We start from the raw sequence: 26,461 nt of genomic DNA on the forward strand, positions 1-26,461 counted from the left end.
AGCCGATACTATTACAAAAAAAGCCGCGTCTCCGATCGGAGGCGCGGCCTTTGCGTTGAATTACATGCCGTTTGTTTTGGCCATCAGCTGCTCGAGGGTAATAACGTCTTTCGGGATGCCGATTTTGAACTCCGGCTTTTCGTTGATCTTGGAATATTCCGCCTTGATGTTGGCGCCGACTTGAGACGGCTTGCCGTTTTCTTTGACTTCCAGACCTACGTTTACATCGTGGTAAACCGGGAATCCTTTTTTGTTGACGGCTGTCGTGATTTGCAGGTCCTTGATTTTCACGTCTTCCTTCATTTTGGCGATTTCGGATTTGAGCTTGTCTCCGGAGTTGGCTGTCAAATCTTTCTTCGCTTGCTCCAGGTCTTCTTTCTTGAAGTCAAACACGTTCGCGTATTTGTCGCTCATCATCAGATCAAGCACTTCCGGCAGCACTTTTTCGGCGACCGTCGTAATGAACGGCTCCAAATTTTCGTTCGTAACCGTGAATTTAACGATTTGATTCGCTTCAACCGTTTCCGGCAGCTTGGCGTCCTTCTTGTCCACGGAGGAGAGGAACGTTTTCTCGTCCACGTGCTTGAAGAAGATTTTGCCGATTTCTTGGCCCAGCTCTTGCTGCTTTTTAATGGTAGCGGCGTCGAAATTCACTTTTTGGTCGGATTGCTTCGCCAGTTCCTTCGGATCAAGCTCCACAAATTTGCCTACCACATCTTTCGGCAGCGGCAGCATTGGAATGTTCGGTACCTTCACCCAAATTTTTTGATCGGTCATCACGATCGGCAGATTGATGTTCATCGCCATATCGCCTTTGAGCTTGGCTTCGATGTTCATTTCCATTTGGAACGGTTCTTGCTGGTAAGCACCGGTTACGGCCACTTCCATGTTTTTAAGCATTTGCGCCGCTACGGCAAGCTGCGGATTTTCTTCCACAGCGTCGGCAGGGAAGTCCATGTTCATCGCGAAGGTCATTTTGTAGTCCGCCGATTTCATATCCGCAGCCGTTTGGAACGCCTTCTCCAGCGTTTCCTTCGGTGCTGGCTTTGCTCCGCAGCCGGCAAGGACTGCCATCACAACCAGCAGCGCGCAAAGAGCAAGTGCAATTTTCTTCCTGTACATCTGTGTTGATCCCCTCTCCAAATCTGACTCTATTTTTGCAACATTGCTTATTCTATTACAAAAAAATAGATTTGAAAAGGAATGATTGGTAAATCGTGTCGAATTTCATAGTCTAATGGCATGGATATCCTACTTTGGGACTAGGCCGCGAATGGACGGCTCACGACTGGATTGCCGCCTCAGCCTTTACTTTCCGTTCGGCCCACAGCCGGTAGGGGATAAGCATCAGAAGGCAAACGACAAAGAGCGCATAAAATTGCGGGTTCGGAATGCGGTTGATACGAAAAACGGCATCGAGCGCCGCCACGGAAAAAGCAAACAGCATTCGCCCTTTGCAGGTTGTCGGGGACGATTTCGGATCCGTAATCATGAAGAAGGAGAAGAGCTGCAGCGATGCGCCCAGAAGAGGTCCCAAAGCGGCGTACAGCGGGGCGCCGAAATAAAAATGACGGATCAGCGCAAACAGCGTGAAGCTGCCAAGGAACGTAAGCACCGAGTCCAACCGGTTCGCAATGTAGCAGACGACGATGCCAAGCGCCAAAATCGCCGCCATGACGGGCAAGCCATTCGTCCACTGCTTCGGCGTGCTGACCGCAAACTCGGGAAGCATGAACAGCATGATCACCATCGCGACATTATTAGGATTGAAGATATGTCCGCCTTTGAACCGTATCGCATATTTGATGACAATGGCGAGAAACGAAGTGAGCGCATAAGCCCAAACGACATGAGAGCTGAGCAGCAGGCTGACCCCGATGCCCGTGATGACTGCGCTGAGGGGGAACTGCCAGGTTCCCCTTTTTAGCCGGTACAGGACAAGTTCAGTACCGGCGGAGGCGATCACAGAGACAATGACGGCGTCCCATTTCTGGAAAAAGCCGAGATACACTTGACCGGCGACGGCGAAGCTGCTCAAAAACAGCAGGACGAAATACCGGGGGTCGATTTTATAATCCGACCAGGATACGACGGTACGCAGTTTGGTGGATAGTTCGTTACGCATACAATCCTCCGTTCATTTCGATATAGGTTGGATTTGAAACCGTCGGTACGCCGGTTGACGGCCGGACCTCGGCCGGATCGTCTTCCATTCGACCCGGTGACGGGAAGTGACCCCTTGTTCGTGCTCTCCAAGCATGCCCTTCAACCGGTTTTCGGCTTCCGCCTTTTGCAGCGCAGCCGCCTTCTCCGCGAGGTCGGCCTGTTGATACCGTTCAATCCAGTCTTCGGCGTCGTTCAAGAGCGCTACGGGATGCGAATGCGAATGTGTCTCGTCCGGGGGGAACATCCGGAGCAGCAGCGCCGAGGAGGCGGGCGAACCGTCCCAAGCGGGCGGGCGTGTCGACAGCACATGTCCGTGCCAGAAGCGGGATTCTTTCTCGATCAGCTCCGTTATCCGTCTCTCCTCGCGCTCCAAGCGGAACATGCGGAACTTGTTGCCTCCGATCAGGACGGCGATCCACCAATGGTCCGCTCCTGTGACAGCCATCAGATGGTGACACTGTATGACGATGCGCTCCGGCAGGACGGCCTGCTCCCACTCGTCCTTGCGGTATTCGCCTGCGGTCTTGCAGAGCAGACCGGCTTGTTGACCGACCAGCCAGCGATCGACGGTCGCCAGCATAAACGGGTGGTGCGGATGCTGGAAAAGCGAGTGGCGGCGAATCGCCTGAAGCCCGGTCCGCTCCATGAACCGGCGGGCGATAAAGTCTTTCATCTGTTTTCCCAATCGCATCGCTTCGGTTTCGGGAGGGGAGAGCGCTTCTCCGAGTTTGTCCATATACACGTCCATCGGACCTTTCCACGGGTCAGCCCCGCAGACGGCCGCGGCATCGCTTCCCCCCAGGCCGCGGCGCCGCCAAGCCAGCCATTCCTCATGGGGGAGGTCCTTGGTACGCACGAGCGTTTTAGCCCACATGTCGCGAAGCGGCCTCCTTTCGTCGGAAATTTTTTGCGCGATGGTTATTCCGGCAGCAGTTCGCGGAGGAGCCGGGCTCCCACCGCATATAGGGCAAGCTGACGGGAGCGGCTTTCCTCGTGCAGCGGAAGCATGGAGAGGTAGAGCAGACATTCGATCCCGCGCACCGCTTCCAGCCTGCTGCCGAGCCTTGCGTCCCATTCGTCGCGCAGGCTGGTCTGAAGCGGTGTAAACGGAATGTCCAGCTCAAGCTGGCCCGGCGCGAGGACGAGCGAGAAGTGGTTATGGGAAATATGCTCGTAGCCGCTCAGGCTGTGCCGGATTTTGGCCAGATCGTATCTTTGGTCGCCGTATAGCCCCCGCTTGCCGAAGCTTCCGCGGGGATCGATCAGCTTTAGTTCGCGTGTTGCCGGGTGATACAGTATATTCCCGAAGCACATGTCTCCGTGCAGAAGTGCAGGAACGGAATCCGTCAACAGCTCGCGGAATACGGCGATCCCGCTTTCGAACAGGCGGACCGGGCAAGGAAGATCGGCCCCGTTCAAACGAAGCCGCCCCGTCCGGTGCACGTCCGCCGCCCAATGGCTCCGCGCTAAAAAGGAGGCGAGCCGCTGGCGCGTTTTGCGGATATACATGTCCGCGAGCTGATGCCGGGTTACGCCAGCCGGATACCGGGCAAAGGTGCGAAAGATGTCATCGATCCGCTCCCACACGGCCCCCCATTCCGGCTGCGCAGCCTTGCCGTTCAAATAAAGCTCGGAGAGCGTCGGGCCGGGAACGTGGATCAGGCGGAGGAAAGGCTTGCTGCCCAGCGAATAATCCACAACTTCGGGAATGAGGCTGCGAAGCTCTGCGGGCAGATCGAGATACCAGCGGATTTCGTCTTTCAGCTTCGCCGCGGCCCGGCTCGTTTTGGTAATGATGCCGGTTTCCGGATCGTATTCGACGGCGTTGAAAAATCGGGAGCGCATCCTAGTCAAACTCGTCATCACCTCGCCTTCTTTGTCCTGTTGTCCCCGCAGCTCATTCCTTTCGCTCCTCGTGTGTTGTCGTATTCTGGAGATGCCGGATCAGGGGCAACGGGTCCAGCCTGCCGGAGAAGCCTTCCGCCAACAGGCCGGTCCAAGGTCTGGCAGCCCCCGGACGGAATACGCTGTCCCGCAAATACCCGAGCGCTTCCGCGGACCGCCAAGTGCCGAACCGGGCTGTAAGCTCATGCTGGAATTGGGAAGCGGCCACTTCGCCAAGCAAATAATTGTAATAAAAGACAGGCAGCGTGGTCAGATGGGCTTTGGCCGCCCAGTAGGGGAAGTCCCATTCTTCCGGCCGGGGGATTCCTTGAATCTGCTCGACCGTCTTCCACCATAGCCGGTTCAACGGCTGCCTGGGGTTTTCGTACATCCGCTTCTCGAATTCGACGACAGTCATCGTCCAGTACAGCTTCACAAGCAGCTCTCTGCGCAGCGCGGGGCCCGTATCCTGTTCCTCCGACACGAAAGAGATTCCGCCGTTCAGCTCCTGAAGCCAGCCCCGGTCCCACGCCAGCCGCTCGAACAGCAGCGCCGTTCCCTCGCTCAGCAAAGGATGCGCGGGCTGATGAAGCAGAAACGGAAGCGCGGGATCGATCTCCTGCTCGTAGACGGCATGGCCGAGTTCGTGCAGAAACAAGGAAAGTCCTTTGCGGTCCGGCGTTAAATGGCAGGAGAGCCGGATGTCGTCTCCCCGGTTGACGTTCAGGCAGCAGTTGGCCTGGCTTTTGCCGCTCCTTGGGGCCGTATCCGAGCGGAGGAGCACCGGCCCGATATCGAACCCGCGGCTGTGAAGCCAGGAGGCGACCCGTTCCTCCATGCCATCGGAATCGATCGTCTCCCCCAGCAGGAACGGATTGTGCGATTGCACGAAAGGATGGGCGTAGTGCCAGGAGCGGAGAGCGCTCTTGGACACGCGAAACGTCTCGGCGAGTTCCTCGTCGATGCGTTCCTTCTCCTTCCGGTATGCCGCGTCGAGCCCGCGCCGGATCGTACGAATGAGCTCCTCCAGCAGCCGGGGCTCGGTTTCCTGGGCATACAGCTTCATTTCGTAAAAGTTGGCGAAGCCCTGCTTGACGGCAACCTCGTTGCGCAGTGTAACAAGCTCGATCAGCCGGGGAGCGACGGAAGCGCCGACCTGCATTCCCGCAAGCCACACTTTCCGGCGGAGCCCGGTATCCCGCAGCGAACGGAGCAGGACGAGTATGGAATGCTCGGACAGCAGCGCGCCGTTTACTTCCGCCTGGAACGTTGCCAGCGTATAGTGCAGATCGTTCCAGAGGGAAGCCATCCGTTCGCGTTTGACGGGGGAGGCCCGGTGCTCGAGCATTTCCCGTCTCAGCACGTCAAGCTGCCGCCGCAGAAGCGGCTCTGCGGAGTCATCTTCCATACGCCGCAGCAAGTTCCTCCGGAAGAGCGGGGACGAAAGCGTCTTCTGGTAAGCTTTCTCGTGGCGCACCGACTCCTGCACCCATTTCCATTCCCCGGTCGTCATCACCATCCACAATGCGTGCATCATCGGCGAATATAACGATCTCAAGAGATCGTTCGTATCCTGCGCATAGCGGGCCAAGCTGCGACTTGTTCTCATGCCTTTCCTCCGTTTCGGCAACTATTCATGACAACTTGCTCACCGCATCGATCACGGCGTTCGTCAGCTGCCGGGCTTCGTCCTGCCCGAGCGTCAGCGGCGGATACAGCGTTAATACGCCGCTCAAGAAGCTGCCGAGGACGCCCGCTTCGCGCAGCAGCTTGGACAGCTGCAAGCCGAACGCATCGTCTACCGGCTGCTTGCTGTCCTTACAAGCGACGAATTCGATAGCGAGCATCATGCCCATGCCCCGGATGTCGCCGACAAACGGATGATCTCCCAGCCCGCTTTTCAGCTCGGACAGCATCGCGGCTCCCCCATGGCGGGAGCGCTCCACAAGCCCTTCCTCCTCCAAAATGTCCAGTACGGCCATAGCGGCGGCGCAGCCGACCGGATGTCCGCTTAGCGTCACCCCGTGCAGAAAAAAACCGCCTCGGCCGAAGAGAAGCCGGTCCATCTCCGCGGAGAGCAATGTGGCGGTTAGCGGAAAATAGCCGCCTGTCAGCCCTTTGGAAACCGTCAGCAGGTCCGGTTGGATGCCGAAATGCTGAGATACGGTCCAATGCCCCGCCCGTCCGAGTCCCGTCCCGATCTCGTCCATCACGAGCAGAATACCGTATTTGCGGGTCAGCTCGCGTACCCCGGCCACATATTCCCGGGGAAGGGGAACGATGCCGTTCACTCCTTGCACCGGCTCCAGCAGCACGGCAGCCACCTCGTCCGGTCCGGCTTCGAAGATCGTTTCCTCCAGATGATCGAGGCAAAACGAAACAATCCATTCCGGCTTTCCTTCAACCGGAGGGCGGTATAGATTGGGCGTCGCGGCACTGTAACACCCCGCAAGTCCCGGTCCGAACATTTCGCGGATACCCAGATGCGTGACGGAACCGGAGCCGAACGTCGTCCCGTGATAGCCGCCCTCCAGCGAAACGAACTTGGAGCGCTTGGACTGGCCGGCCGCAATCCAGTATTGTCTGGCGAGCCGCATGGCCGATTCGACCGCGCCGGAGCCGTCGGCGCTGTAGAACGCTTTGGCGTAGTGCTCGCCGCACAGTCGAATGAGCCGTTCCGCGAGCGGGACCGCAAGCGGATGGCTTTGCGCGCATGTGGAGGCAAAGCTGAGCGCCGCATATTGCTTTGCTATTGCTTCCAGAACGCGAGGATGTCCGAGCCCGACTGACGTGGCACCAGTCGTTGCGTACAGGTATGCCCGGTTCTGCTCGTCGTACGCCCAGCATCCTTGGGCGCGGCACAGACGGATATAAGGGCTGCCCGAATCGAACGCGGATGGCTCGGGCATATACGTAAATGGATGAAGCACCGGATACGGCTTAGAACCGTCTTCTGTCATATAGGTCATGAGCGCAGCTCCTCTTTTCATTGGACTTGGAGAGGCTATTCGTTAAAAATTCGTGATCCGGACAAATCCGTCCGGAACGGAAGCGGCGCTGCCGGTTCCCTCGCATGCCAGCGCCGTCTGTTCGAGCTGCCGCAGGCTCGTATGGCCCAGCATAAAGCCGAGAAACTGCCGGATCACCGGCTGGGGGTGCTTTTGGTAAAAGTAGGCGTGGCTCTGGCGAATGAGCGCTTCGTACGAGGAGTCGCTTCGCGGATGGGCCAAATGCACGTTGACCGCCTGGCGCGCATATCGGAACCGGCAGCCTTGCAGATGCGCCCGGTAGCCGAATTCCATGTGCTCGAACCCCCACTCGTGAAAATGTTCGTCGAACCCTTCGAGCCGCCGGAACAGCTCTACGGGAACGGACAAATTGCCGCTTAAGGTCGACACCCAGGCCGCGGCCGCGGAGGTGCCGCCGTCGGCATCGAACAGGCCGTACACCAATCGGCAAAATTGGGGCACCCGGTCGTGCGTTTCCCGTCTAATTCGTTCCAGCACCAGCTCCCGGTTTCGCTCCGGCTCCGAAACGTACAGCTCGCGGACATGGCCGACGGCCATCCTCGTTTCCGCGGCGAAGTGCGCCTCGTAATGGGCTTGCAAGAAGCCCGGCCGCGGGATACGGTCCGCATCGCAAAACACGACGATCCCTTCGCCCACTCGGCGTACGCCTTCATTCCTCGCCGCCGCCCGGCCTTTGCGGGGGAGCCTTACATAAGCGATATTCAGTCGGTCGCGGTAGGCCTCGACAACCGCTTCGATCGGCTCGGACGAGCCGTCATCCACCACGATGATGCGGCAGCGGTCGAACGGCGGCGGCTGCCGCGTAAAGCCGTACAGGGTTAAAGACAGGGGGTACGCCTGATTGTATACGGGTATGACCACACTGATTTCGCGCAACGGAATCACCTCTTTTCGTCAGTTGGCCGCCGGCCCGGCGCCGCTGTTACGGATTATAGCCGCTCGTCCGCACGGGCGACTCGGCTTTTGGCGAGCGATCGGGTTTTGGATGCGGCCGGAAAAGAAAGCAACAAAACCCGATTGACGGACAATCCGGGCAGAGAAAGCGCTCGCCGGCCAGTGCTACAATTCGGAAGGAAAGGGAACGGAGGCCGGGGGGAGATGGCGAATGTGCGGACTTCGCGCACGGCAGTTCCGATAACAGGAGGTTGGATTCAGGTGAAGCATCGGCTGGAACGGATAGATACGGTGCTGCTGCGCGTGCCCGATTTGGAGCGGACGGTACGGTGGTATACGGAGACGCTCGGCTTGAAAATCAAGTGGCGTACCGATTTGATCGCCACGCTGAAGGCGGGCGACGGAACGCCGATCACCTTCGTGCCGCAGGAGGCGGTGAAGGAGGAGTGTCCGTTTTTCAATTTTTACACGTCCGACCTTCGGGAGACCTATGAGGAAATGAAGCTTCTCGGAGTGGAGGTCGGGCCGATTCGTGATTACGGAACCGTACAAACGTTCGATTTCAGGGATGATAGCGGGCAGCTGCTGAACGTGTGCCATTTTTAACGCGGAGGAGGATCGAAAATGACCCAATCGCTTGTCCGTACGAAGGAGAAGACGTTTTTTGAAGAACAGGGCTATCTGGTCGTTCGCGGAGCGTACGATCCGGAGCAATTGGAAGAAATAAGCGCCGAGTATTTGTCCATCTGGCTCGGGCTGCTTGCGTCGGGCGAAATTGTGCAGCATCCGGATCGGCCGCTGGAAAGCTTGTACCCGAACCGGCTGCGGGATTTTCACCGGGGAAACGAGAAGATCGTAAAGTTCATGCTGGAGCCCCGGATTATTGCGACGCTGGAGGAGCTGATCGGGGAAGAGCCGGTTGCGGTTCAATCGAGCTACTATTACAAGCCGCCGGGCACAAGGGGACTCGGGTATCATCAGGACAACTACCATATCGGCGTGTGGCCGGGCACGTCTTATGCGGTATGGGTAAGCATCGATCCGGCCGACGAAGAGAACGGTAGCCTGCTCTTCGTGCCGGGAACGCAGAAGCTGGACCTGGTCTCCGCCGAGGTTCTGCCGGGAAGCTGTAACGCTTACAGCAGTGAAGTTTTGTACGTGCCGGAAGGATATGAACCGGTTCAAATCCGCACCTCTCCGGGCGACGTCGTTATTTTCAACGGCAATATGTATCACGGTTCGACGCGCAACAAGTCGGCGTACCGGTATCGCCGTTCGTTTGTCACGCATTTTGCCGGAGCGAGTCTGGAGAAAGTAACCCTGAATTACGGGTATCTGGTGGACAAGCATGGCGGGAGGGTAAGGCGCAAGCTCAATTCGTCCCCGAAAATCATCGAAATGCAGCAATCGATTTTTACGTACAAGGACACGGCTTTGTACGATCAATATATTAAGCGAAACTAAATCCAGGCACGAATGGAGAGGAGGAGACGGAGATGCGCTTCCGTTATGCTTTGTCCAGCCCTAAAGCGAGGGAAAAGGCAAAAGAAGTGGCGGAGTCGATGTATTACTTGTCCGAACGCATCACGGCGGTGCGGGTCGGCGAGACGGAGGTTGAGGTCGACTACGAGGGGGACGACGAGGAAGCCTTTCGCCGGAAGGCCGAGCGCTTCCTGCATGACAACCTGAAGATCCGGCTTATCCCGCGCAAGACGCTGAAGGACAACCGGATGGCCAAGCCGCCCCGGCCGTGCCGGGAGCAGGCCCCGCTCGCGCCGGTCGGCAGCCTGCGTTTGACCGGGGATGCCGCTTTGGCCGAGCAGGCGCTGGACCGGTTGTTTTTTGACATGGCGGCAGGCTACGGCGCGCAGATGAGGCGCTACCCGTCCTTTATGACGATGGAGCACATGATGCGCAGCGGCTATATGTACCATTATCCGCAAAACGTGTACGGCGTTTCGGAGGTGGAGCATGAGCAGGAAACGTTGGAGCGCTGCCGCTCCCATTTGAGCGAGCAGCAGCCGCTCGGGGAGCTGATGCGTCATAACGAGCTGTATTTGCAGCCTTGCGTCTGCTACCACGTGTATGCGGAGTTAGCCGCCGAACGGCGGAAACCGGGCAAGCTGGAATTGTTCTCCGCCGCCGGTCCGTGTTACCGTCATGAGCACCGGGCGCGTCTGTCGCCTGTCCGGGTGCGCGAATTCCGTATGCGCGAAATCGTGTTTCTCGGGGAGGAACAGCCGGTCGAGCAGATGCGGGCCACCCTTGTGGAGGATTCGTGGGCGCTGTTCGAGCGGCTGGGGTTGCGCGGGTATCTGGAAACGGCGACAGACCCGTTTTATTTTCACGACGACGGCGCCATGCTGTTCTACCAGCAAACCGGCGCGCTGAAGTACGAATTGCGGGTGACACCGGACGACCAGACTGACGCTGCCATTACGTCGTTCAACTTATGCGGCTCGCTTTTATGCCAATCGTTCGGGATCGACGACGGCAGCCATACGTTCCAATCGGGCTGCGTCGGCTTCGGCATCGACCGCTGGGTACAGGCGCTGCTCATGACGCACGGGCCGGTCATCCAGGAGTGGCCGCAGACGGTGCGGGAGACGCTTTTTCCCATCCCGTCGAATGGCCGGCACCGGGGGGAGCGTCCTTTGATCGGCGGGGCGAGAGTTTATCGGCCGCACTGACTCCTCAGGTATTGAAAACAGGCGCTAACCACGTTAGCGCCTAAGCATGTTGGGAAAGTGATCGGGGAGCACTACAGGTAGTACGAGGGGGTGGGGTATACACTTCCGGTCGCTGCTCCACCCCACAAAGTGAAGTTAAATCAGAGAAGCTGGTCCGAGTACTTTGCGGGGACCCCGGGTCTGCAGGAAATTTGATTGAAGCCGCTTAAACAGCGGACATTTCCCGCAGACAAAGGTGAACGCTATCGCTCCTCCAGTGTATACCCCACCTCCGTATGTTCCTCTATTTTTGTGAAAATCCACTTTTTCAACAATTCCAGGCGCTAACCATGTTAGCGCCTTGGGCTGCTGAGAAACTCTAGAAGTAGAAAAACTCAGCCCAATAGAGGTGGGGGATATCCCATAGCCTTTGAAACCCGTGAAAATACCGCTAATTGTAATCAAATTCACGGGTAGATAGGGGGCCACGGAAAGTAATCGGAATAAGCTTCCAAGTGTTACTTCACTTTCCGGGGGAGGGCAGCGGCTGGATGGATATACCCCACTGGCGTATGCAGAGAATTTCTACGCGAAGCTGGTTTCTTAACAGGCTAAGGCGCTAACCACGTTAGCGCCTGTTTTCGTAAAAGGTACCGGATTTATACGCGCAAAGCCTCAATAATGACAGACATTTAGCAGCCGGCCGTCAACGTCGCGGAAGTCGAAGGTGGCCATATCGCCGTAATGGCGGATCGGGCCGGGATCGGCGCCGCGCTCCGTCAGATGCTTGTGGGCCGCATCGATATCGGGCGTGTAAAAGTTGAAGATCGGATGCTCCTCCTCCAGCACGGCGGCGTCGATCAGCGTAAGGGGAGTGCCGCTTCCTGCGTGGAAGGTCGCTGCGCCCCGGGAACGGTATCCCGGCGTCAATCCGAGCTTCTCCCCGTACCATTCGATGGACCGGTCAAATTCCTCGGCGATGAGAAATACGGTATCCACTCGGCTGAACAATTCGGACATGTCATTTCCTCCTTTGATATTCGTCGATAAATTGCAGCTTATGATAGCGGTTCATCCGGCGCTGCATCAGCTCGCCATGGCGGTTGCGCAAATCGAGGTGATGCACCATGATTTTTTCGGTGCCGACTCCGGCGAAATGCGTGACGAAAGCGCGCCGGAAGCGGTACTTGGTCACATTCGGGTTGGATCCGTGCAAAATGTTTCCGCCGAATACGACGGCATCCCCCTGCCTTGTCCGCACATGGGCCACTTCGTAGCCACGGGGCACCGGTACCGCCTGTCCGTAAACGGACGCGTGACCTGGAATTTTCGGCGGAAGCAGCCCCAGATGCTGCGTTCCCGGCACGAAACGAAGTCCGCCGTTATCCGGATCGGTGTCATCCAGGGAAATCCATACGGCACAGGTCGTGCCCGGATACACCCCGATATCGTAATTATCCTGATGAAACGGAAGCGCTGCCGCCCCGGGGGGCTTGAAAAAGCAACCGGTTCCGATGGCCAGCGCCTCTTCGCCGATGATCTGTTCGACGAGGTCGAACTGGCGCGGATCGGTCATAACGCCGAGCAGGTGCTCGCTGGTCAGATGCACGTCGCGCAGCGGAGGAAACAAGCTGTCGAGCGGCCGCTTCGGCTGCTGTACAATGGAGCCCGCGACGATGCGGTCGAGCCAAATTTTGTCCAGCTCTTGCTTCATCTCTTCCGTTTCCTGCCGGGTATACAGCCCTTGAATCACCGCATAACCGTTTGTTTCAAAAAACGCTCGCTCATCGGTTGTCATCCATCTGGTCATCCTTCTTCCCTGCCTTGTCCCATATTCGGATTTCGGCCCGCAGCCGCTTGTCCCACTATAAGTGAAAACGAAAGCGCTTGCCTCGGCGTTTGTTGCCGGGCCGTCCGGGGGTTGTTGCGGAGTGCGGCGATGCACAGCGAACGCCGAACAGTAGGCCAACGTACGCCTATTGATGCGCTTGCTCCCATGCTAAGATGGCACAAGACGAAGCCTTGAGCGATCAAAAGGAGCGAAGCTATGCGGAAAGCAGTGGATGTCAGAAGCTTGACGAAACGGTACAAGGTCCCGATGAAACAGGAAGGGATTAGAGGCGCGCTGCGCGGTATTTTCCGTCCTGAATATCGGGTGAACGAGGCGGTCAAAGGCATCGATATCGGCATTGAGCCGGGCGAAACGGTCGGTTTCATCGGACCGAACGGGGCGGGGAAAACCACCGTACTGAAGATGTGCTCGGGCATCCTGTCCCCCACGTCGGGCTACGTGCGCATACTCGGGCATGAGCCTTCGCTGCGGAAGCGGGAATATTTGCGGCAGATCAGCTTTGTGATGGGCCAGCGCAGCCAGTTGTGGTGGGACATTCCGGCGATCGATTCGTTCACGCTCAACCGGGATATCTACGAAATACCGGAGAAGCGTTTTCGGCAAAGGGTGAACGACTTGTCCTCCGCGCTGTCGGTCCGGCCGCTGCTGAGCGTGCCGCTGCGCAATTTGTCGCTTGGCGAAAGGATGAAGATGGAAATCATCGGCTCGCTGCTGCACGATCCGAAAATCGTGTTTCTCGACGAACCGACGATCGGACTCGATCTGACCTCGCAGCGAAGCTTGCGCAGCTTTGTCGGCGAATACAGCCGAAGCGGCGCGACGACGATTATGCTGACCAGCCATTACATGGAAGATATCGTCACGCTTTGCCGTCGCATTATTGTCATTAGCGAAGGCCGGATCGTCTACGACGGCAGTCTGGAGGAGGCCAAACGCCGGATGGGCGGAGGGCAGATCGTCAAGGTCCGCTTTGCCTCGCTTCCGGAAAAGGAATGGCTGGATCAGCGGCGGGATGTTCTGGTGTCTTGGCGGGACTACGATTTTACCTTTCGGCTGGAACGGGAGCGGGTACCGGATTTCATCGCCTCGACCGGGCGCTGGATGCCGGTGGATATCAGCGTCGAGGAGCCGCCCATCGAAGATACGATCGAGCGGCTGTACGGGAAGGAGAATCCGCATGCGGAGGTTACGTAAATACGGGACTGTCTGGCTGCTTACCGTGCAGGATGCGATGACGTACCGGTTAAATTTTGTCATAAGCTGGCTGATCAATCTGTATACGCTTCTCATCCCGCTGGCGATGTGGGCGATGATTTTCCGCGAAACGCCGGACATTGCCGGCTACAATGCCCATTCCATGACGCTGTACCTGGTCGTTATTGCGCTGTTGAAATACGTCGTCCTGGCGGACGGTATCCATTACACGATTGCCGGCGATATCGAGAGCGGTAAACTGAACCAGTATTTGAACAAACCGGTCCATTATTTCGCGTATATGTTTTTCGTCAATGCGGGACGCCGAAGCATTCAGTTTGCGCTTCTGTTCATCCCGCTTGTCGTGCTGCTGCCCGGATTGACGGCGGCCGGTCTGCTCGCTCCCGATGCGCTTCCGCAGCAGCCGGGCTGGGCGGTCGCGAGCGCACTGCTCGGGCTTGCGATCAGCTTTCTGATCTTTTACTGCCTGGGCTTGGTGGCTTTTTGGTTCGTGCGGTATCATGTGCTGTTTATATTTTTCAGCAATGTTTACTGGTTTTTGAGCGGTATGTGGTTCCCGCCGGATGTGTTTGCATCGCTGGAATGGCTTTTCCGTCTCGTTCCATTTCCGTATCAAGTATATTTTACCGCGAAAATTTGCACGAACGGGCTCACCGAACGGCAGATTGTGGAGGGGATCGGCTGCCAGCTGCTGTGGATCGGCATATTATCGGCCGTCTCGTATTGGATTTGGCGAAAAGGCGTGAAAAGTTATCAGGCGGTGGGAGGATGAACGCGTGAGAAGGTACGGGAGAGTCTATTTGACGTTTTTGCGAATCGCGCTAATTCGGGAAATGCAGTCGCCGCTTCATTTTATATTTTGGGGCGTCGGGATGTCCGTGAATTTCGGCTTATTCGTCTATTTTTACCGGACGATTTACGGCCATGTGGATGCTATTGCGGGGTGGACCAAGTATGAAATGCTGTTTTACCGGGGGTTCGCCGAGCTGTTCTTTACGCTGTTTCTGATGCTCGCGATCAACAACCTTCAGACGCTTCCCGAAAAAATTACGACGGGCCGGCTCGATTTTGTTCTGTTAAAGCCGATCCACTCCCAGTTCATGGTTTCGCTGTCGGATCCGCATCTGGGCTTTGCGCTGAATCTCGTATCGGCGCTGGGCATGATCCTCTACAGCTCCGCGCATATCGGCTGGGAGACCGATTGGATTCGGCTCGGAGGGGCGCTGCTGTTTACCGCTATCGGCCTCGTCATGCTGTACTCGGTGTGCATGGTGATCGTAACCTTGTCGATGTGGGTCCAGCGGGCGGAGTTCGTCAATCAGGTGTTTTTTTCGCTGTTCGGCTTTTTGTTCGTGCCCTCCACGGTATACGGGGGCGTCTCGCGGATCGTCTTTTCCTACGCGCTGCCGGTTCTGTTCGTGTTTACGGTTCCGGTCGGCCTGCTGCTGGACAAAGGATCTGCGGAGATGCTGATCGCCACGCTGCTGCTTGCGCCGGTATGGTTTGCGGCCAGCTGGTATTTTTGGCGGACGTCCGTCCGCTTCTATACGAGCGCGGGCTCGTGATCGAAAGGGCAAGCAAGAACGAACATAAGGCTGCCGACCAGCTCGACAGCCTAAGTTTGCGTATGGGCCTCCTGTCGCGTCAATTCCGATTAATTCGCGCAGCGTTTATCCGCCCCAAGGTGCTTGGCGATGCACAGTGAGCTGCAGAACCATTCCCCGTAATAATGCCAATTCGGTTCCCCGGCATAAATCGGGTTCGCGCATCGGACATAAGCGCAATCCGCCACCTGTGTCGGATAATCGGCCTGCCGGTCGGGCAGCCCGATCTCAAAGCGATCGAATGGATACATGAACGACCGTTCCTCCTTTACTTGTGCTGCCTTTAGCATACGATCGCCGAAACGGAAGGACTCGCTTTTTGTTGTCGGATTGTCGGGTGAATTTGCGCTCTATAGAGGGGAATATGAAGAAAATATGTCAAATTAAGACTAAAGGTTAGCAACAAATGCAGATCGTTCCTAAATTTACCTGTTGTAAAATGAAACAAAATCATGGTCAGGGGAAGGAGCGATTTACTTGAGTATGTTATTCATATTTCCAAAACCCGGTGATTGCGAAGAAAGCAGCAAGATTATGAGTCAGCTCTCCCATAAAACACAGCTGGTCATTACGGGATGCTTTCAAGAAGTCGTGAAAATTGCAACTGCACGCCGCTATCATTTGATAGCGTTTTTAACTTTCGACGACGCATTCCCGGCTTCATGGTATGTCCACGAGCTTGTGACGAACCACAGTCCAACCATGATCTTGACCAAGGTCAGAGAATCTCACATTCAATTGGTTAACGATTGGATGCAGAGGATGGCCCCCTGTCCCGAGTGCGTCGAGGAGCATTCGTTGTTCGACGAATCTTTGAAATATATCGATCAAAACCTTTGTGAAACCGACCTGTCGCTTCAAACGGTGTCTGACCATATTTTTGTAAGCAAATATCATTACTCAAGAGTGTTTCAGAAAAAAACGGGAATTGGCTTCAAGGAATACATTATGAGCCGCAGAATCGAAACGGCTAAAAAGCTGTTGATTAAAGGAGAGTCGGTGACAAGCGTCTGCTATTCGGTCGGCTACAACGACTTGACGCATTTTTCCAGAATATTCAAGCGTCTGGTCGGTATCAGTCCGTCCGCTTACCGGAAATCCATTTTCGAGCCGGCGCCGTCCATACCGATGAGTATTCCGTCGAAAGCCTACACGGGTTAATGCGGGAGCCGAACGTTAATTCTGCTTAAGGAGGAGCTTGAACATGAAGCCTGAACGAGAGACCGGGGAGACCGGCTACATCGAACTGGAAGAGGCGATACGCGAGGAAGCCGAACGCACGGACGCCGTCTCGGACACCTCCAACGCGGAAACGGAAGTTCCGCGAGATCCTTACTTTTACAGCAGTCCGTTTCATATGGTGCATATGTCCTTCTTCTATTCGGCGGGGCAGTATCACCCCATTTCGTTAGGAGGTCTAGCCGTCATGGCCGCAAAAATCAAGTGGGACGCCCGGTATTTCATTTTATTGTTTTTAATTAGCTTTGTCTTCGCGGGACAATTTTTTCTCGGCTTTTTCCAGCGATGGGACAGCTTCTTTGCGTCCGTTCTTAGCGCGGTGGCAACCGAGCTTCTTTTGGCGAGGATTGTTCTAAAAAAATGGATTTTTCCGTTAAGCGCTATCATTTCTGGCATCGGCCTCAGCCTGCTGCTCAGCTCCTATCTGGTTTGGCCTTATGTGCTGGCCGCCGTCCTGGCGATCGTCATGAAATATGTCATACGCATCGGAGGCAGCCATGTATTCAATCCGAACAACATCGCCATCGTGTTTCTGCTGTTCGTGCTGCCCCAATATGCGGTCAGCACGCCGAAGCAGTGGACGAACGGCATCGATGTGATGATCTTGATCCTTGTCCTGGGCTTTATCGCAGCGGGCGTGGCCAAGCGTTTGGACACGGTGCTCGCGTTCGTGCTCAGCTTCGTGCTGTTCGCGGCCCTGCGCCATTACTTGTTCGGCGAACCGCTTTATTACGCCTTCGGACCGATGCTCGGCGCGTCGTTTCAATTGTTCACCTTTTTCATGATCACCGATCCGAAGACGACGGCTCCCCGCCCGGCGGCACGGATGACGGCGGCGTTTCTGATTGCGTTCGTCGACGCGCTGTTCCGCCTTCAGGCGGTTACGAATTCGTTGTTTTATGCGGCCTTTATTGTGACCGTGCTGTACGGCATTCCGTACCGTCTCCTATCGCTGAAGCGCCGTAACAAGTCAATAGATTCATAGGAGGACAGGCTCGTGCGATTTTTTCATGCGATGGATTTGCGGCCTTATTTCAACAACCGGGGATTTACTTACGAATCCCGGTGCGAGGAAGGCAGACTCACCATGGGCTCCTCTTCGTTTCCGGCAGAATCGGTCCGGTTTGGCCGGATGTACCGGTTCGGCGGCATTCCGTTCCGGTATCAGACGTCGGAGGATGGAGACAATATCGAAACGTCCGGCCAAACGGTCGCTTTGCCGTGGATGCCCGGAACGCTTGACTGCGTTCATGCGCTGGGCGTTTCGGCGAACGGGGATTCGTTCGACCTCGTTTCTTTTGTCGCGGGGGACCGGCTGCTTCATACGGCGCGACTGGCGCTGACGGATTTCGTGTCCGACCGCCCGGCTTTCGGCGACCGCTTGGCGATGACGCTTCCGTACATGCACATGGTATCGGGCCGATATGCGCATGTACGGCCAAATCTGTGGATCTGTTCGATTCCGTACCCCGGGGAGGCCGGGGCGGCGCGCGCTCTTGTGTTCGAAGACAATCCTTCCATGCATATTTTTGCAATGACGCTGGAATACCGGAGGAGTCCGAATGGATTACGCACCGTATATTCATAACTATCACAATTGTATGCAAATTATTGTGGCCGCCATGCTGAAACGGCTCGGCGTCCCGACGGAGCTCGTGTGGAATCAGGCGGGATTCGGATATAAAGACGAAGGAGACTATGTCATCGTCGATCCGTATTATACGCCGGTTCGGCGGCAATTGGCCGACGATCATGGAATCGATTGGGTCGAAGCCTGCAGCCCGGACGCCGGCGAACTGGCCGTCCAGCTTGACGAATGGCTGGCGTTGGGAAGAACGGCGGGCGTCATCTCGGACATGTACGAGCTGCCGTACCATGCGTATTACCGGCAAGCGCACGATTCGCATGCGGTCGAGGTGATTGGGACGGCGCCGGACGGTTACGTCGTGTGCGATCATTATTATCAGTATGTCGGACCGATTTCCAGACGAGACCTGCTCGCTGCGATGGAGTCGTACCAATCGAGATACGGCGGATATAAGGATTTGCATTTGTTTTATTTGGCCCGGCAGGCGGGGCAAAACTGCGCCGGAGCTTCATTCGGGCACCGCAGGGCGATTCAGCGAAACGTCGATGCGATGCAGGGGCGTCCGCCTGAGGCGGATTTGGACGAAACGATGCGGCACGGGCTGCCGGCGATTCCGGTTTTTGGGGAAAAGCTGATGCGGCTGCTGGAAACCGAGAGCGAATGGCTCGACCTGACGCACAAGATGATTAAGGAAGTTTCGTTCACCCGGTATCATTTTCATGTGTTTCTCGGCTTGTGCGGACTGCCGGAGCTCGCCGGAAAAGCGTTGGAGGCTTCGCAGCACTGGCAGGTGATGGGCAATATGGTCGCCAGAGGGCTGCTGCGCAAGGAAGCGAGATCGCTGCGTGACCGAATCGAAGGCCGCTTTGCGCGTTTGCTGGAGGCGGAAGCGGACCATACGCAGGCATTGGCCGGGTGGCTGCTGGCCCATCCCGATTGGAGCATGCCGGAGCGGTAGGCGGAGCGGCAAAAAAGAAGCGAAGTTTTGAACGGGCGTCAAACTTCGCTTCTTTTTTTGTGCGCTTTGGGTGTGGAGCTACTAGTGATACCAGCCCAGCTTGAAGCCCCAGCTGCCAATATCCAGTGCCCGGGCCAGGCCCCAATAGTATATGAAATAGGCGCCCCCGATGAAGAGCGCGACGGAGCTGACCAGTCGCGACTGGTGGGGGCGCTGTGCCGCCCAGCGGAGGAGCCGGCTGCCGAAGGCGTAGACGAGGCCGAGGAACAAGAGCACCATGAAGGCGATTTGGCCGAGTCCCTGCACGCCCATGGCGAGTGAAGCGTAGAGCGGATTGCCGGATGAAGCCGCATAGACGAGAAAGTCGCGAAAGACGGGAAACGGCCGGCCGATGGAGAAAATGCCGACCATCGTTCCCATGATCCCCGCCTGAGTCAGCGGCCGGGCGAAGAACGAACGCACGGCGGCCGGAAGCCGGGACTTCAGTCCGTCCATAAATCCGAAGACAAACGCGCCCCAAGCGACCATAACGATGCCAAGCGACGTAAAGGTGACCTGGGCCCGCCCCAGGCGAACGCTGCGATCCGTAAACGCCTCGATGCCGGCTGTGCCAAGGCTGCCGATGTACAAGCCGTACAGCAGGCAGACCGCGACGACGGCAAAGGCAAACACGCCGAAGGCCCGGAGCGCGGCCGATCGGGATAATCGGCGGTCCGCGCAGGCCAGACCGGGAATCATCGCGAACACGACGCAATTGCAAGCGGTAAAAGTAGCAGCCAAGCCGGCGACGGATGCGAACAGGAAGCCGAAGCCGAGTCCGCGTTCTCCGTAGGAGCCCGCCAGCTCGGACGTTTTCCCGATCGTGTGGCCGGCGACGATTTCGTTGCCGAAGCCGTCCACAAGCTTATAGTTCCAGAACCCGGCGATGAAGACGCCGACGGCGATGCCTATCAGCGCCCAATAGATTCGTTTGCGCATCGGATACCCTAAGACAAGCGAATCTTCCGTATCGACCGTTATTGCGTTTCGTTCGTTCATGTGGCTTGGTTCCTCCGTTTCAGTTGAGTGGTTGCAGGTGAAAACGATGCCCGTTCTCTTTCCATGATACGTGGAGCGACCGGCTTCTTCTCTGCTTTACTTGAGCTCGCGCATTTCGTTCGTTTCGTAGTTTGGAGGCGGCAGCTGCCGATGAACGGCAAAAGCCGAGCGCCCTCCCGCCAAAGCGTGTTACCCTGAACCAAACCAATGTGCAAAAGGAGGCTGACATGAACTGCAAGCTGCGTCTGTCTTGCCAAGTATCCGTCTGGGGTGACCGGACGGAGGAAGCTATCCGTTTCGTGGCCGGGACAGGCTGTCCGGCCGTCGAAATCGGAGGCCCGCATCTTATGTCGTACGAGCACCGCCTGTCCGAGCTTCAGCAGCTGTTGGCCCGGTACGGCACTTCGGTATCCGGCGTTTACGAATTCGGCCATTTTGAGAATTGGCACGGGCGGCGGGCGATCTATACGCATCACGAACGCTTGGGTCGTCTCATGAAGCAAGCGAGTATTCCAATGGCCGTGCTTGGTCCCGGCATCCGGTATAACAGAAACCGTACACCCGAAGGACGGCAAAAACTGCTTCGCATGATCACGGAAATTGTTTCCAGATACGAGATGCATGGGGTTCGCGCTGCCATTCATCCGCACTGGGGTCACTGCATTTTTGACGGGGAAGATATCGAGCTGGTCATGAATGAAGGTCCGACGGAGCTCGGTCTTGTGGTGGATGTCGTGCATACGGCGGAAGCGGGGCTGGATCTTTACGGACTGCTGGAACGCTATGGGTCACGCATCCTGGGGATTCATGTAAAGGATTACCAAACGATCGCTTCGCCACCACCCGGCAGGTTCCGACGTAGGACGAGGTACAGCCCGCCGGGCCTCGGAGAAGGCAATATTCGGGAGCTCAAGGACTTCCTGGGGAAAATACGCTACGAAGGCTGGGTTGTGCTCGAAGCGGACGAATCCGGGGAAGATCCGGAAATTTCCATGTCGGCGGCGCTCAACTACTGGCGGGAATCGTGCCTGATCGGGAGGGGAGAGGGATGAGAATCGTCGTCGACTTGGACGGAACGATCTGCGAGCTCAAGAAGCCGGAGCAATCGTACGGCGACGTCCTCCCGCTGCCGGGAGCCGTAGCTGCGCTTCAAAGACTGAAGGCCGAAGGGCACGAAATCATTATTCATACGGCCCGCAACATGAAGACACAGGGCGGCAACGCCGGCAAGGCCGTCGCCCAGATCGGAGCGCTCACTCTGGCCTGGTTGGACAAGCACGAGGTGCCGTACGACGAGATCGTCTTCGGCAAACCTTACGGCCACGTGTATATCGACGATCTGGCGCTGACGTTTCGCGACTGGTCTTCCGTCATGACCAAACTGGAGCAGAACGGGGGGAGGCTGTGAATATTGTCATACCGATGGCCGGGAGGGGCACAAGATTCCGCGAGGCCGGCTTTACCGTGCCGAAGATGCTTATTGAGGCGGCCGGGAGGCCGATGCTCTATTGGGCGTTGGACAGTCTGAAACCGCATGTGAATCTCGACAGCGCCATATTCGTATGCTTGGCCGAGGATGCCGAGAGCCACCCGCTGCGCCGGACGGTGCTGGACTATTCGCCGTCTGCCCGCATCATCGAGCTGGAACGGGCGACAGGCGGGCAAGCTCTGACGGTGCTGGAGGCGAAGCCGTTTCTGAACCCGGACCGTCCGCTGCTCATTTACAATTGCGACACGTATATGCGCATGAACCTGTCCGTTTGCTTCGAGCGGACGGCAGGGATCGACGGCGTTATTCCCGTTTTCCGCTCGCAGGCTCCGGAGCTCAGCTACGTGCAGGTCGACGAAGCCGGCATCGTAACGGCGGTACGGGAGAAAGAGGTCATTTCGCCCTATGCGACGGCAGGCTTATACCATTTTGCCGACACGCGGCATTTTGTCGAAGCGGCAGAAGAAGCGCTGGAGCGCAAGCAGACCGTAAACGGCGAATATTACGTGGCTCCCCTTTATCATGAGCTTGTCCGCAAAGGACACCGCTTCCGGATCGAACCGGCTGAGGCTTGTTATCCGATCGGAACGCCCGGGCAGCTGCAAGCTTTCGAACGTTCCGTCTACGAATTAACTCGGGAAGGTGAACGCCAGAATGACGAATATTTTTTTCGGGCTTAGCGGGGGACTTGGCCCCCTGATGCGGAATGCGCCGACCGCAGAACGTTTCATCCAATCGGGGGCCTCGGTGTACATGTCCATCTACGGCGAGAGCAGCATGGCATGGGTAGAACGTCTCGGATACAAGCTTCTGGTCGATGACGATCCGACGATGCCCGATCCGGACAAGCTCATTCCCCCGCAGCCGGCGATCTACGACTTGGACCATTATTATGCGCAGATGGGATTGCTCGACGAGCGGTTCGCGGAAGCATGGATTCGCCAGCGCATTCGCATGCTGGAGAGCATCGGAGCGGACCTCGTTATTGCCGATATGAGCCCCCATACGCTGATTGCCGCCAAGGTGCTCGGGATTCCGTCCGTTTCCATCACCCAATCGTGCTTTCACCCGGATGGAAAACCGCTGTATTTCTGGGGGACGCCGCCCCGTAATTTGCCGAAGGTGACGCCGGTCATGAACCGGCTGCTGCATACGTTCGGACTGCCGGCGGTGGAGCGGATGGAGGAGCTGTTCCGGGCGGATGTCGATATCGTGCCGGGCATTCCCGAGATGGACCGCATTTACAATAACCGGGTCCGTTACGTCGGTCCGATCTCAATGAATATGCCTGTCTCCGTGGGCACGGAACCGGAGAAAAATTTCCGGCGGCCTGCCGTGCTCGTCTATCCGGGCAGGCTGACCGACTCGGCGGGCGATTCCGGCATGTATCTGGTAAAGGCGGTATTAACCGCCTTCGCCGAAACCCCCGTCTTTGTCGTTATTGCGACGTCGGAAGCGCTGCCGGAGGCATGGCTCGCGGGCCTGCCGTCCAACATCCGGATTGTTCCTTTCGTGGAGGAGGAGCGGGTCGGCGAGTTCGATCTGTTCATTCATCATGGCGGACACGGCAGCTGTATGTCATCGATTGCAAGGGGAGTCCCTTCGCTGATCATTCCGACGCATACGGAGCGGGAATTCAACGCCAGGCATTTGCACGAGCTCGGCATCGGCGAGTATATGATGCCGCGTTCGTTCAGTCCCTCCCACTTGTACGATCTGTCGAAGTACATCATGCAGGACGAATACCGCGACCATGCCGGGGACCTGCAAAAGCTGCTGGAAAAGCGCGGGTACCAAGGCGCGCTTTCGGTATTCGAGTGCGCGCAGCAGCTGCTTCGGGGCACAAACCGCTCAACCGCTCGTTGAAGCGGGCTGCGTATTATTTTGAAACGAAAGGTGGATCACCATGAAGCCGATTATGGAGACGGTCAAAGAAACGCTTAGCGCTTATTTATCCATCAAGCCGGAGGAAATCGGGGAGGAGGACCGGCTGTACGAGAGCCTGGGCATCGATTCGGCGGCGATCGTTTCGCTGCTGCTCGAATTGGAACAGGCGTGCGGCGTCGCGTTCGATCTGGAGGAGCTGACCCCTGAGCATTTGGCGTCGGTCCGAAGCCTGTCCTTGACGATCCAGGCATTGAAAGACGACGAATAAGCAGGAAACCGAATAGGGGGGAGAGGAACGATGAAGCTGCTAATTTTGGGCGGAACCGTATTTCTGGGCTATCACTTGGCGCAATCCGCGCTGCGGTCCGGTCACGAGGTCACGCTGTTCACGAGAGGAATAACGAACCCGGAAGTACTCCCGGAAGCGGAGAAGCTGAGGGGAGACCGCGACGGCAATCTATCCGCTTTAAAGGGACGACGGTGGGACGCCGTCGTCGACACGTCGGCCTATGTGCCGAGAATCGTCAAACAGTCGGCGGAACGGCTGGCCGATTGCGTGGAGCATTATACGTTCGTCTCCAGCATTTCCGTTTACCGGGATTTCAGCAAGCCTGGCGTTCACGAAGGCGATCCGGTCGGAGAATTGGACGATCCGGCGTCTGAGAATGTCCGCAAGTATTACGGCGAGCTGAAGGCGCTGTGCGAACGACAGCTGGAAGAGCTGATGCCGGGACGGGCGTTGAACGTCCGCTCCGGGCTGATCGTCGGTCCTCAGGACCCGACGGACCGGTTTGCGTACTGGCCGGTCCGCATTCGCAAGGGCGGTCGGGTATTGGCCCCGGGCCGTCCGGAAGCTCGCTTGCAGTTCATCGATGTCCGCGATTTGAGCGATTGGATCATTCGGATGGCGGAGGCCAAGACGGCCGGCACGTTCAACGCGGTAGGCCCGGCGGAGCCGCTTACGATGCGCAGACTACTTGAGGCTTGCGCACGGGTGACAAGGAGCGATCCGGAGCTCGTTTGGGTCGGCGACGAGTTTTTGCACAGCCGTGGGGCAAGCCCGTGGGACGAAATTCCGCTGTGGTTTCCCGTGCATGCAGGGCTGGAAAGCTTCGCCCACTATATGAACATCAGCGTGGAAAAAGCGCTAGCCGCCGGTTTGACGTTCCGCACGCTCGAAGATACGATCGCAGCTTCGCTGGAATGGTGCGACGCCCGTCCGCCGACTCCGGGCTACAGCATGGGTCTCGACCCGGACAAGGAAGTTCGCTGGCTGGCGGAGTGGGATGAGCTGGGATAGTAACGCGAACAGCCTGTTTTCCTAAGCGGAAGCAGGCTGTTTTATCGTTGCGAGGACAGGGCGGCAAAGGCTTGCAGAAGCTAGCTCCCGCAAGCCGGATCGTTGTTCCCGGGGAAGGTGACGTAAATCGGATTGAACGCTTCCCGGATATAGATTTTCGGTCCCGTTTCGCCGCAGATGACATAGTGCTTGTACGGCAGTCGAACCATCTGGCCGTTCAGCGGACGCTCTTCGGCGCCGTACCCCAGCAGCTTGCGGTACGCCGCCAGCTTGAACGACATTAACAATTTGCCGAGCGGAATCTTGTGATTTTTTAACTGGCCAAGGAACAGCTCCATTCCGTCGATCCGCGCCACGACATAGTTGCGCGAAACCCACTGCCCGTTCGGCGTTTCCAGCTCGGAATGCCGCTCGAATAAAACGGTTTCCGGCTTTGCCTCAAGCAGGTCGCGGATACTGCCGTCGATGCTTTCTCCGCGCACCGTCTGTTGTCCGATCACCCGGACGCCGAGCTCCATCCCCAGCATGCTTTCCAGAAGCAGCGTCGTCGAACCGTCGCTGCGCAGCAGCATGCGGGAGGTCGTATCATTCGGCAAATCGGTCGTCATTTCGCATACCCTCCGTTCGTTTCTCCATATTTGTTCGTTTTGCGAAGCAGCAGCAGCCCAAGGTGCGATAGCGGTCCGGCTTGAAGGAGCAGGACACAGTCGCCCGGTTGAAACGAATGGCCGTCCTCCGCCTCCTTCAGGGAAAGCAGGCAGTCGCTGCCGAGCAGGTTGCAGCCTGCCGCATACATCCGGCGGTAAACGGGATAAGGCAGCAGCTTCTCCACGTAACGGCGGAACGTCGAGCTTAGCGTCTGCGGCACGGCCAGCACAATCCGTCCGGCGTCTGCGGCGTTGCGCCGCAGCAGGACCGAGACGGCTTGACGGCATCCGGCGAGCAGCCGCCGCTCGTGCCGGCGGTAGTCAGCTTCCGACCACCGGTACGGATCGTCCGAGGCAAGCGGCCAGCCGTCCGCTACCGCGTCGACCACGGCCCAGTCGCCGCCGGCGGTCGAAAGGAGACAAGCGGCCGCCGCATCTCCCTTCGGATCGGCGTCGAACCAATAACGGGGATGCGGGGGACACAGCCGGTCGGCGGTGACGAAGAGCGATTCCGCCGCAGCCTGTCCGGGAGCGGAAGGATGGAGCGTCTTCACCAGCTCCAGGGCGCCCGGCAGCGTACAGGAGCCGCAACGGCTCAATGCAAACGGCAAGAGCCGTTTCAGCTTGAGCGTTTTTTTGACATAGAGACAAGGGGTCAAATAAAAATTCGGTTCCGTCGTTTCGTGGCCATACACGAGATAACGGCATTTCTCCCGCGCTTCGGGGGCGCTCTCCAGCAAAGCGCGGAGCGCCTCCGTTCCCATATGCGCCGCCGATTCCGCACGGCTGGCCGGAACCGGCCTCGCTTTTAGTTCCCAGGGAACTTGTTCAAGGAACGTATGTTCCTGTTGGTTTATACCGTATTGTTCGTACAGCGTCAGCAGCGGTTCTTCAGGCGGAAAACGCGTCACCTGCGGCACGCCTCCGGCCAGCAGCCGATCCGGCTGCTCTTCATAGAAGGGATATGGCGTGATGTGAGACAAGTACCAGGTCAAGGTTGAT

General features: G+C 57.4%; 29 protein-coding genes. 16 read left to right on the forward strand and 13 right to left on the reverse strand.

What is annotated here, in order from left to right; genetic code table 11:
* Window positions 1–60: 60 nt before the first annotated feature.
* The 7 genes from KQX66_RS13725 to KQX66_RS13755 form a co-directional block, all read right to left on the reverse strand.
* A complete protein-coding gene (locus tag KQX66_RS13725) occupies window positions 61–1,122 on the reverse strand; it encodes a DUF6612 family protein (RefSeq protein ID WP_216793267.1) in 1,062 nt (353 codons plus the stop codon).
* 160 nt (window positions 1,123–1,282) lie between these two features.
* Entirely contained in the window at window positions 1,283–2,125 is an 843-nt protein-coding gene (locus KQX66_RS13730; RefSeq protein WP_216793269.1) for an RnfABCDGE type electron transport complex subunit D, read from the reverse strand.
* A 12-nt stretch (window positions 2,126–2,137) separates the two neighbouring features.
* Window positions 2,138–3,040 carry a YqaJ viral recombinase family nuclease gene (locus KQX66_RS13735; RefSeq protein WP_216793272.1) on the reverse strand — a complete coding sequence of 301 codons (903 nt, stop codon included), beginning with the start codon at window positions 3,038–3,040 and terminating at the stop codon, window positions 2,138–2,140.
* A gap of 44 nt (window positions 3,041–3,084) precedes the next feature.
* Window positions 3,085–4,029: an aminoglycoside phosphotransferase family protein gene (locus KQX66_RS13740; protein ID WP_253957131.1), complete on the reverse strand. Its 945-nt coding sequence runs from the start codon at window positions 4,027–4,029 to the stop codon at window positions 3,085–3,087.
* A gap of 34 nt (window positions 4,030–4,063) precedes the next feature.
* Entirely contained in the window at window positions 4,064–5,659 is a 1,596-nt protein-coding gene (locus tag KQX66_RS13745) for a gluzincin family metallopeptidase (protein WP_216793275.1), read from the reverse strand.
* A gap of 25 nt (window positions 5,660–5,684) precedes the next feature.
* Window positions 5,685–7,019: an aminotransferase family protein gene (locus tag KQX66_RS13750; RefSeq protein ID WP_253957132.1), complete on the reverse strand. Its 1,335-nt coding sequence runs from the start codon at window positions 7,017–7,019 to the stop codon at window positions 5,685–5,687.
* A 42-nt stretch (window positions 7,020–7,061) separates the two neighbouring features.
* Entirely contained in the window at window positions 7,062–7,964 is a 903-nt protein-coding gene (locus tag KQX66_RS13755) for a glycosyltransferase family 2 protein (protein WP_308647236.1), read from the reverse strand.
* A gap of 270 nt (window positions 7,965–8,234) precedes the next feature.
* Between KQX66_RS13755 and KQX66_RS13760 the strand changes: the two genes are divergently transcribed.
* The 3 genes from KQX66_RS13760 to KQX66_RS13770 are packed head-to-tail and all read left to right on the forward strand — an operon-like array spanning window position 8,235 to window position 10,663.
* Window positions 8,235–8,579 carry a VOC family protein gene (locus KQX66_RS13760; RefSeq protein WP_216793278.1) on the forward strand — a complete coding sequence of 115 codons (345 nt, stop codon included), beginning with the start codon at window positions 8,235–8,237 and terminating at the stop codon, window positions 8,577–8,579.
* Between the two features lie 18 nt (window positions 8,580–8,597).
* Entirely contained in the window at window positions 8,598–9,437 is an 840-nt protein-coding gene (locus KQX66_RS13765; protein ID WP_216793280.1) for a phytanoyl-CoA dioxygenase family protein, read from the forward strand.
* A 32-nt stretch (window positions 9,438–9,469) separates the two neighbouring features.
* Window positions 9,470–10,663, forward strand: coding sequence for an aminoacyl--tRNA ligase-related protein (locus KQX66_RS13770; protein WP_216793282.1), 1,194 nt, complete (start codon window positions 9,470–9,472; stop codon window positions 10,661–10,663).
* A gap of 654 nt (window positions 10,664–11,317) precedes the next feature.
* Here the strand turns inward: KQX66_RS13770 and KQX66_RS13775 are convergent.
* Together KQX66_RS13775 and KQX66_RS13780 are read right to left on the reverse strand one after the other, a co-directional pair.
* Window positions 11,318–11,662: a VOC family protein gene (locus KQX66_RS13775; protein WP_216793284.1), complete on the reverse strand. Its 345-nt coding sequence runs from the start codon at window positions 11,660–11,662 to the stop codon at window positions 11,318–11,320.
* Window position 11,663: 1 nt separating this feature from the next.
* On the reverse strand, window positions 11,664–12,452 hold the full coding sequence (locus KQX66_RS13780) for a phytanoyl-CoA dioxygenase family protein (RefSeq protein WP_216793286.1): 789 nt from the start codon (window positions 12,450–12,452) through the stop codon (window positions 11,664–11,666).
* Window positions 12,453–12,689: 237 nt separating this feature from the next.
* Here KQX66_RS13780 and KQX66_RS13785 point away from each other — a divergent pair, with 237 nt between their 5' ends.
* The 3 genes from KQX66_RS13785 to KQX66_RS13795 are packed head-to-tail and all read left to right on the forward strand — an operon-like array spanning window position 12,690 to window position 15,274.
* Window positions 12,690–13,688, forward strand: a complete 999-nt coding sequence (locus KQX66_RS13785; protein ID WP_216793288.1) for an ABC transporter ATP-binding protein — start codon at window positions 12,690–12,692, stop codon at window positions 13,686–13,688.
* The gene (locus KQX66_RS13790) at window positions 13,672–14,481 is read left to right on the forward strand and encodes an ABC transporter permease (protein WP_216793290.1); all 810 of its coding nucleotides are present in this window, start codon (window positions 13,672–13,674) and stop codon (window positions 14,479–14,481) included. Before KQX66_RS13785 ends, KQX66_RS13790 begins: the two co-directional genes overlap by 17 nt.
* 4 nt (window positions 14,482–14,485) lie before the next feature.
* Complete coding sequence (locus KQX66_RS13795) at window positions 14,486–15,274, forward strand: ABC transporter permease (protein WP_216793293.1); 789 nt, start codon at window positions 14,486–14,488, stop codon at window positions 15,272–15,274.
* Between the two features lie 89 nt (window positions 15,275–15,363).
* Here the strand turns inward: KQX66_RS13795 and KQX66_RS13800 are convergent, their stop codons facing one another.
* The gene (locus KQX66_RS13800; RefSeq protein ID WP_054976766.1) at window positions 15,364–15,564 is read right to left on the reverse strand and encodes a hypothetical protein; all 201 of its coding nucleotides are present in this window, start codon (window positions 15,562–15,564) and stop codon (window positions 15,364–15,366) included.
* Window positions 15,565–15,847: 283 nt separating this feature from the next.
* Here KQX66_RS13800 and KQX66_RS13805 point away from each other — a divergent pair, with 283 nt between their 5' ends.
* From KQX66_RS13805 to KQX66_RS13820, 4 genes are read left to right on the forward strand one after another with little or no spacing between them, the layout of a single operon-like run.
* Window positions 15,848–16,474 carry a helix-turn-helix transcriptional regulator gene (locus tag KQX66_RS13805; RefSeq protein ID WP_216793295.1) on the forward strand — a complete coding sequence of 209 codons (627 nt, stop codon included), beginning with the start codon at window positions 15,848–15,850 and terminating at the stop codon, window positions 16,472–16,474.
* A 43-nt stretch (window positions 16,475–16,517) separates the two neighbouring features.
* The gene (locus KQX66_RS13810; RefSeq protein ID WP_253957134.1) at window positions 16,518–17,537 is read left to right on the forward strand and encodes an RnfABCDGE type electron transport complex subunit D; all 1,020 of its coding nucleotides are present in this window, start codon (window positions 16,518–16,520) and stop codon (window positions 17,535–17,537) included.
* A gap of 12 nt (window positions 17,538–17,549) precedes the next feature.
* On the forward strand, window positions 17,550–18,140 hold the full coding sequence (locus KQX66_RS13815) for a beta-sandwich domain-containing protein (protein ID WP_216793297.1): 591 nt from the start codon (window positions 17,550–17,552) through the stop codon (window positions 18,138–18,140).
* The gene (locus tag KQX66_RS13820; RefSeq protein WP_216793299.1) at window positions 18,115–19,098 is read left to right on the forward strand and encodes a BtrH N-terminal domain-containing protein; all 984 of its coding nucleotides are present in this window, start codon (window positions 18,115–18,117) and stop codon (window positions 19,096–19,098) included. Before KQX66_RS13815 ends, KQX66_RS13820 begins: the two co-directional genes overlap by 26 nt.
* Window positions 19,099–19,179: 81 nt before the next feature.
* Here the strand turns inward: KQX66_RS13820 and KQX66_RS13825 are convergent, their stop codons facing one another.
* Window positions 19,180–20,136, reverse strand: coding sequence for a hypothetical protein (locus tag KQX66_RS13825; RefSeq protein ID WP_216793301.1), 957 nt, complete (start codon window positions 20,134–20,136; stop codon window positions 19,180–19,182).
* A 227-nt stretch (window positions 20,137–20,363) separates the two neighbouring features.
* On the opposite strand from KQX66_RS13825, the gene KQX66_RS13830 reads away from it, so the two are divergent.
* Genes KQX66_RS13830 through KQX66_RS13855 form a run of 6 tightly spaced genes read left to right on the forward strand, consistent with a single transcriptional unit; the run spans window position 20,364 to window position 24,812 of the window.
* Window positions 20,364–21,188 (forward strand): sugar phosphate isomerase/epimerase family protein, encoded by an 825-nt coding sequence (locus KQX66_RS13830; protein WP_216793303.1) that lies wholly within the window; start codon window positions 20,364–20,366, stop codon window positions 21,186–21,188.
* Window positions 21,185–21,544, forward strand: coding sequence for an HAD family hydrolase (locus tag KQX66_RS13835; protein ID WP_216793306.1), 360 nt, complete (start codon window positions 21,185–21,187; stop codon window positions 21,542–21,544). Before KQX66_RS13830 ends, KQX66_RS13835 begins: the two co-directional genes overlap by 4 nt.
* On the forward strand, window positions 21,541–22,305 hold the full coding sequence (locus KQX66_RS13840) for a glycosyltransferase family 2 protein (RefSeq protein WP_216793308.1): 765 nt from the start codon (window positions 21,541–21,543) through the stop codon (window positions 22,303–22,305). Before KQX66_RS13835 ends, KQX66_RS13840 begins: the two co-directional genes overlap by 4 nt.
* Window positions 22,280–23,491: a glycosyltransferase gene (locus KQX66_RS13845; RefSeq protein ID WP_216793310.1), complete on the forward strand. Its 1,212-nt coding sequence runs from the start codon at window positions 22,280–22,282 to the stop codon at window positions 23,489–23,491. Before KQX66_RS13840 ends, KQX66_RS13845 begins: the two co-directional genes overlap by 26 nt.
* Window positions 23,492–23,531: 40 nt before the next feature.
* Window positions 23,532–23,780 (forward strand): acyl carrier protein, encoded by a 249-nt coding sequence (locus KQX66_RS13850; protein ID WP_216793312.1) that lies wholly within the window; start codon window positions 23,532–23,534, stop codon window positions 23,778–23,780.
* A 30-nt stretch (window positions 23,781–23,810) separates the two neighbouring features.
* A complete protein-coding gene (locus tag KQX66_RS13855; protein ID WP_216793314.1) occupies window positions 23,811–24,812 on the forward strand; it encodes an NAD-dependent epimerase/dehydratase family protein in 1,002 nt (333 codons plus the stop codon).
* 80 nt (window positions 24,813–24,892) lie between these two features.
* Here the strand turns inward: KQX66_RS13855 and KQX66_RS13860 are convergent, their stop codons facing one another.
* Entirely contained in the window at window positions 24,893–25,420 is a 528-nt protein-coding gene (locus tag KQX66_RS13860; RefSeq protein ID WP_216793316.1) for a hypothetical protein, read from the reverse strand.
* Window positions 25,417–26,454, reverse strand: coding sequence for a beta-ketoacyl-[acyl-carrier-protein] synthase family protein (locus tag KQX66_RS13865; RefSeq protein ID WP_216793318.1), 1,038 nt, complete (start codon window positions 26,452–26,454; stop codon window positions 25,417–25,419). Before KQX66_RS13865 ends, KQX66_RS13860 begins: the two co-directional genes overlap by 4 nt.
* Between the last annotated feature and the right edge of the window lie 7 nt (window positions 26,455–26,461).

Source organism: Paenibacillus oleatilyticus (assembly GCF_018998565.1).
In the GTDB taxonomy this organism is placed as follows: domain Bacteria; phylum Bacillota; class Bacilli; order Paenibacillales; family NBRC-103111; genus Paenibacillus_G; species Paenibacillus_G oleatilyticus.

Coding starts and splice junctions, on each gene's coding strand:
- KQX66_RS13725 (WP_216793267.1), bottom strand. CDS start 1,122: ATGTACAGGAAGAAAATTGCACTTGCTCTTTGCGCGCTGCTGGTTGTG.
- KQX66_RS13730 (WP_216793269.1), bottom strand. CDS start 2,125: ATGCGTAACGAACTATCCACCAAACTGCGTACCGTCGTATCCTGGTCG.
- KQX66_RS13735 (WP_216793272.1), bottom strand. CDS start 3,040: ATGTGGGCTAAAACGCTCGTGCGTACCAAGGACCTCCCCCATGAGGAA.
- KQX66_RS13740 (WP_253957131.1), bottom strand. CDS start 4,029: ATGACGAGTTTGACTAGGATGCGCTCCCGATTTTTCAACGCCGTCGAA.
- KQX66_RS13745 (WP_216793275.1), bottom strand. CDS start 5,659: ATGAGAACAAGTCGCAGCTTGGCCCGCTATGCGCAGGATACGAACGAT.
- KQX66_RS13750 (WP_253957132.1), bottom strand. CDS start 7,019: ATGACCTATATGACAGAAGACGGTTCTAAGCCGTATCCGGTGCTTCAT.
- KQX66_RS13765 (WP_216793280.1), top strand. CDS start 8,598: ATGACCCAATCGCTTGTCCGTACGAAGGAGAAGACGTTTTTTGAAGAA.
- KQX66_RS13770 (WP_216793282.1), top strand. CDS start 9,470: ATGCGCTTCCGTTATGCTTTGTCCAGCCCTAAAGCGAGGGAAAAGGCA.
- KQX66_RS13775 (WP_216793284.1), bottom strand. CDS start 11,662: ATGTCCGAATTGTTCAGCCGAGTGGATACCGTATTTCTCATCGCCGAG.
- KQX66_RS13780 (WP_216793286.1), bottom strand. CDS start 12,452: ATGACCAGATGGATGACAACCGATGAGCGAGCGTTTTTTGAAACAAAC.
- KQX66_RS13785 (WP_216793288.1), top strand. CDS start 12,690: ATGCGGAAAGCAGTGGATGTCAGAAGCTTGACGAAACGGTACAAGGTC.
- KQX66_RS13790 (WP_216793290.1), top strand. CDS start 13,672: ATGCGGAGGTTACGTAAATACGGGACTGTCTGGCTGCTTACCGTGCAG.
- KQX66_RS13800 (WP_054976766.1), bottom strand. CDS start 15,564: ATGTATCCATTCGATCGCTTTGAGATCGGGCTGCCCGACCGGCAGGCC.
- KQX66_RS13805 (WP_216793295.1), top strand. CDS start 15,848: ATGAGTCAGCTCTCCCATAAAACACAGCTGGTCATTACGGGATGCTTT.
- KQX66_RS13810 (WP_253957134.1), top strand. CDS start 16,518: ATGAAGCCTGAACGAGAGACCGGGGAGACCGGCTACATCGAACTGGAA.
- KQX66_RS13820 (WP_216793299.1), top strand. CDS start 18,115: ATGGATTACGCACCGTATATTCATAACTATCACAATTGTATGCAAATT.
- KQX66_RS13825 (WP_216793301.1), bottom strand. CDS start 20,136: ATGAACGAACGAAACGCAATAACGGTCGATACGGAAGATTCGCTTGTC.
- KQX66_RS13830 (WP_216793303.1), top strand. CDS start 20,364: ATGAACTGCAAGCTGCGTCTGTCTTGCCAAGTATCCGTCTGGGGTGAC.
- KQX66_RS13835 (WP_216793306.1), top strand. CDS start 21,185: ATGAGAATCGTCGTCGACTTGGACGGAACGATCTGCGAGCTCAAGAAG.
- KQX66_RS13845 (WP_216793310.1), top strand. CDS start 22,280: ATGACGAATATTTTTTTCGGGCTTAGCGGGGGACTTGGCCCCCTGATG.
- KQX66_RS13850 (WP_216793312.1), top strand. CDS start 23,532: ATGAAGCCGATTATGGAGACGGTCAAAGAAACGCTTAGCGCTTATTTA.
- KQX66_RS13855 (WP_216793314.1), top strand. CDS start 23,811: ATGAAGCTGCTAATTTTGGGCGGAACCGTATTTCTGGGCTATCACTTG.
- KQX66_RS13860 (WP_216793316.1), bottom strand. CDS start 25,420: ATGACGACCGATTTGCCGAATGATACGACCTCCCGCATGCTGCTGCGC.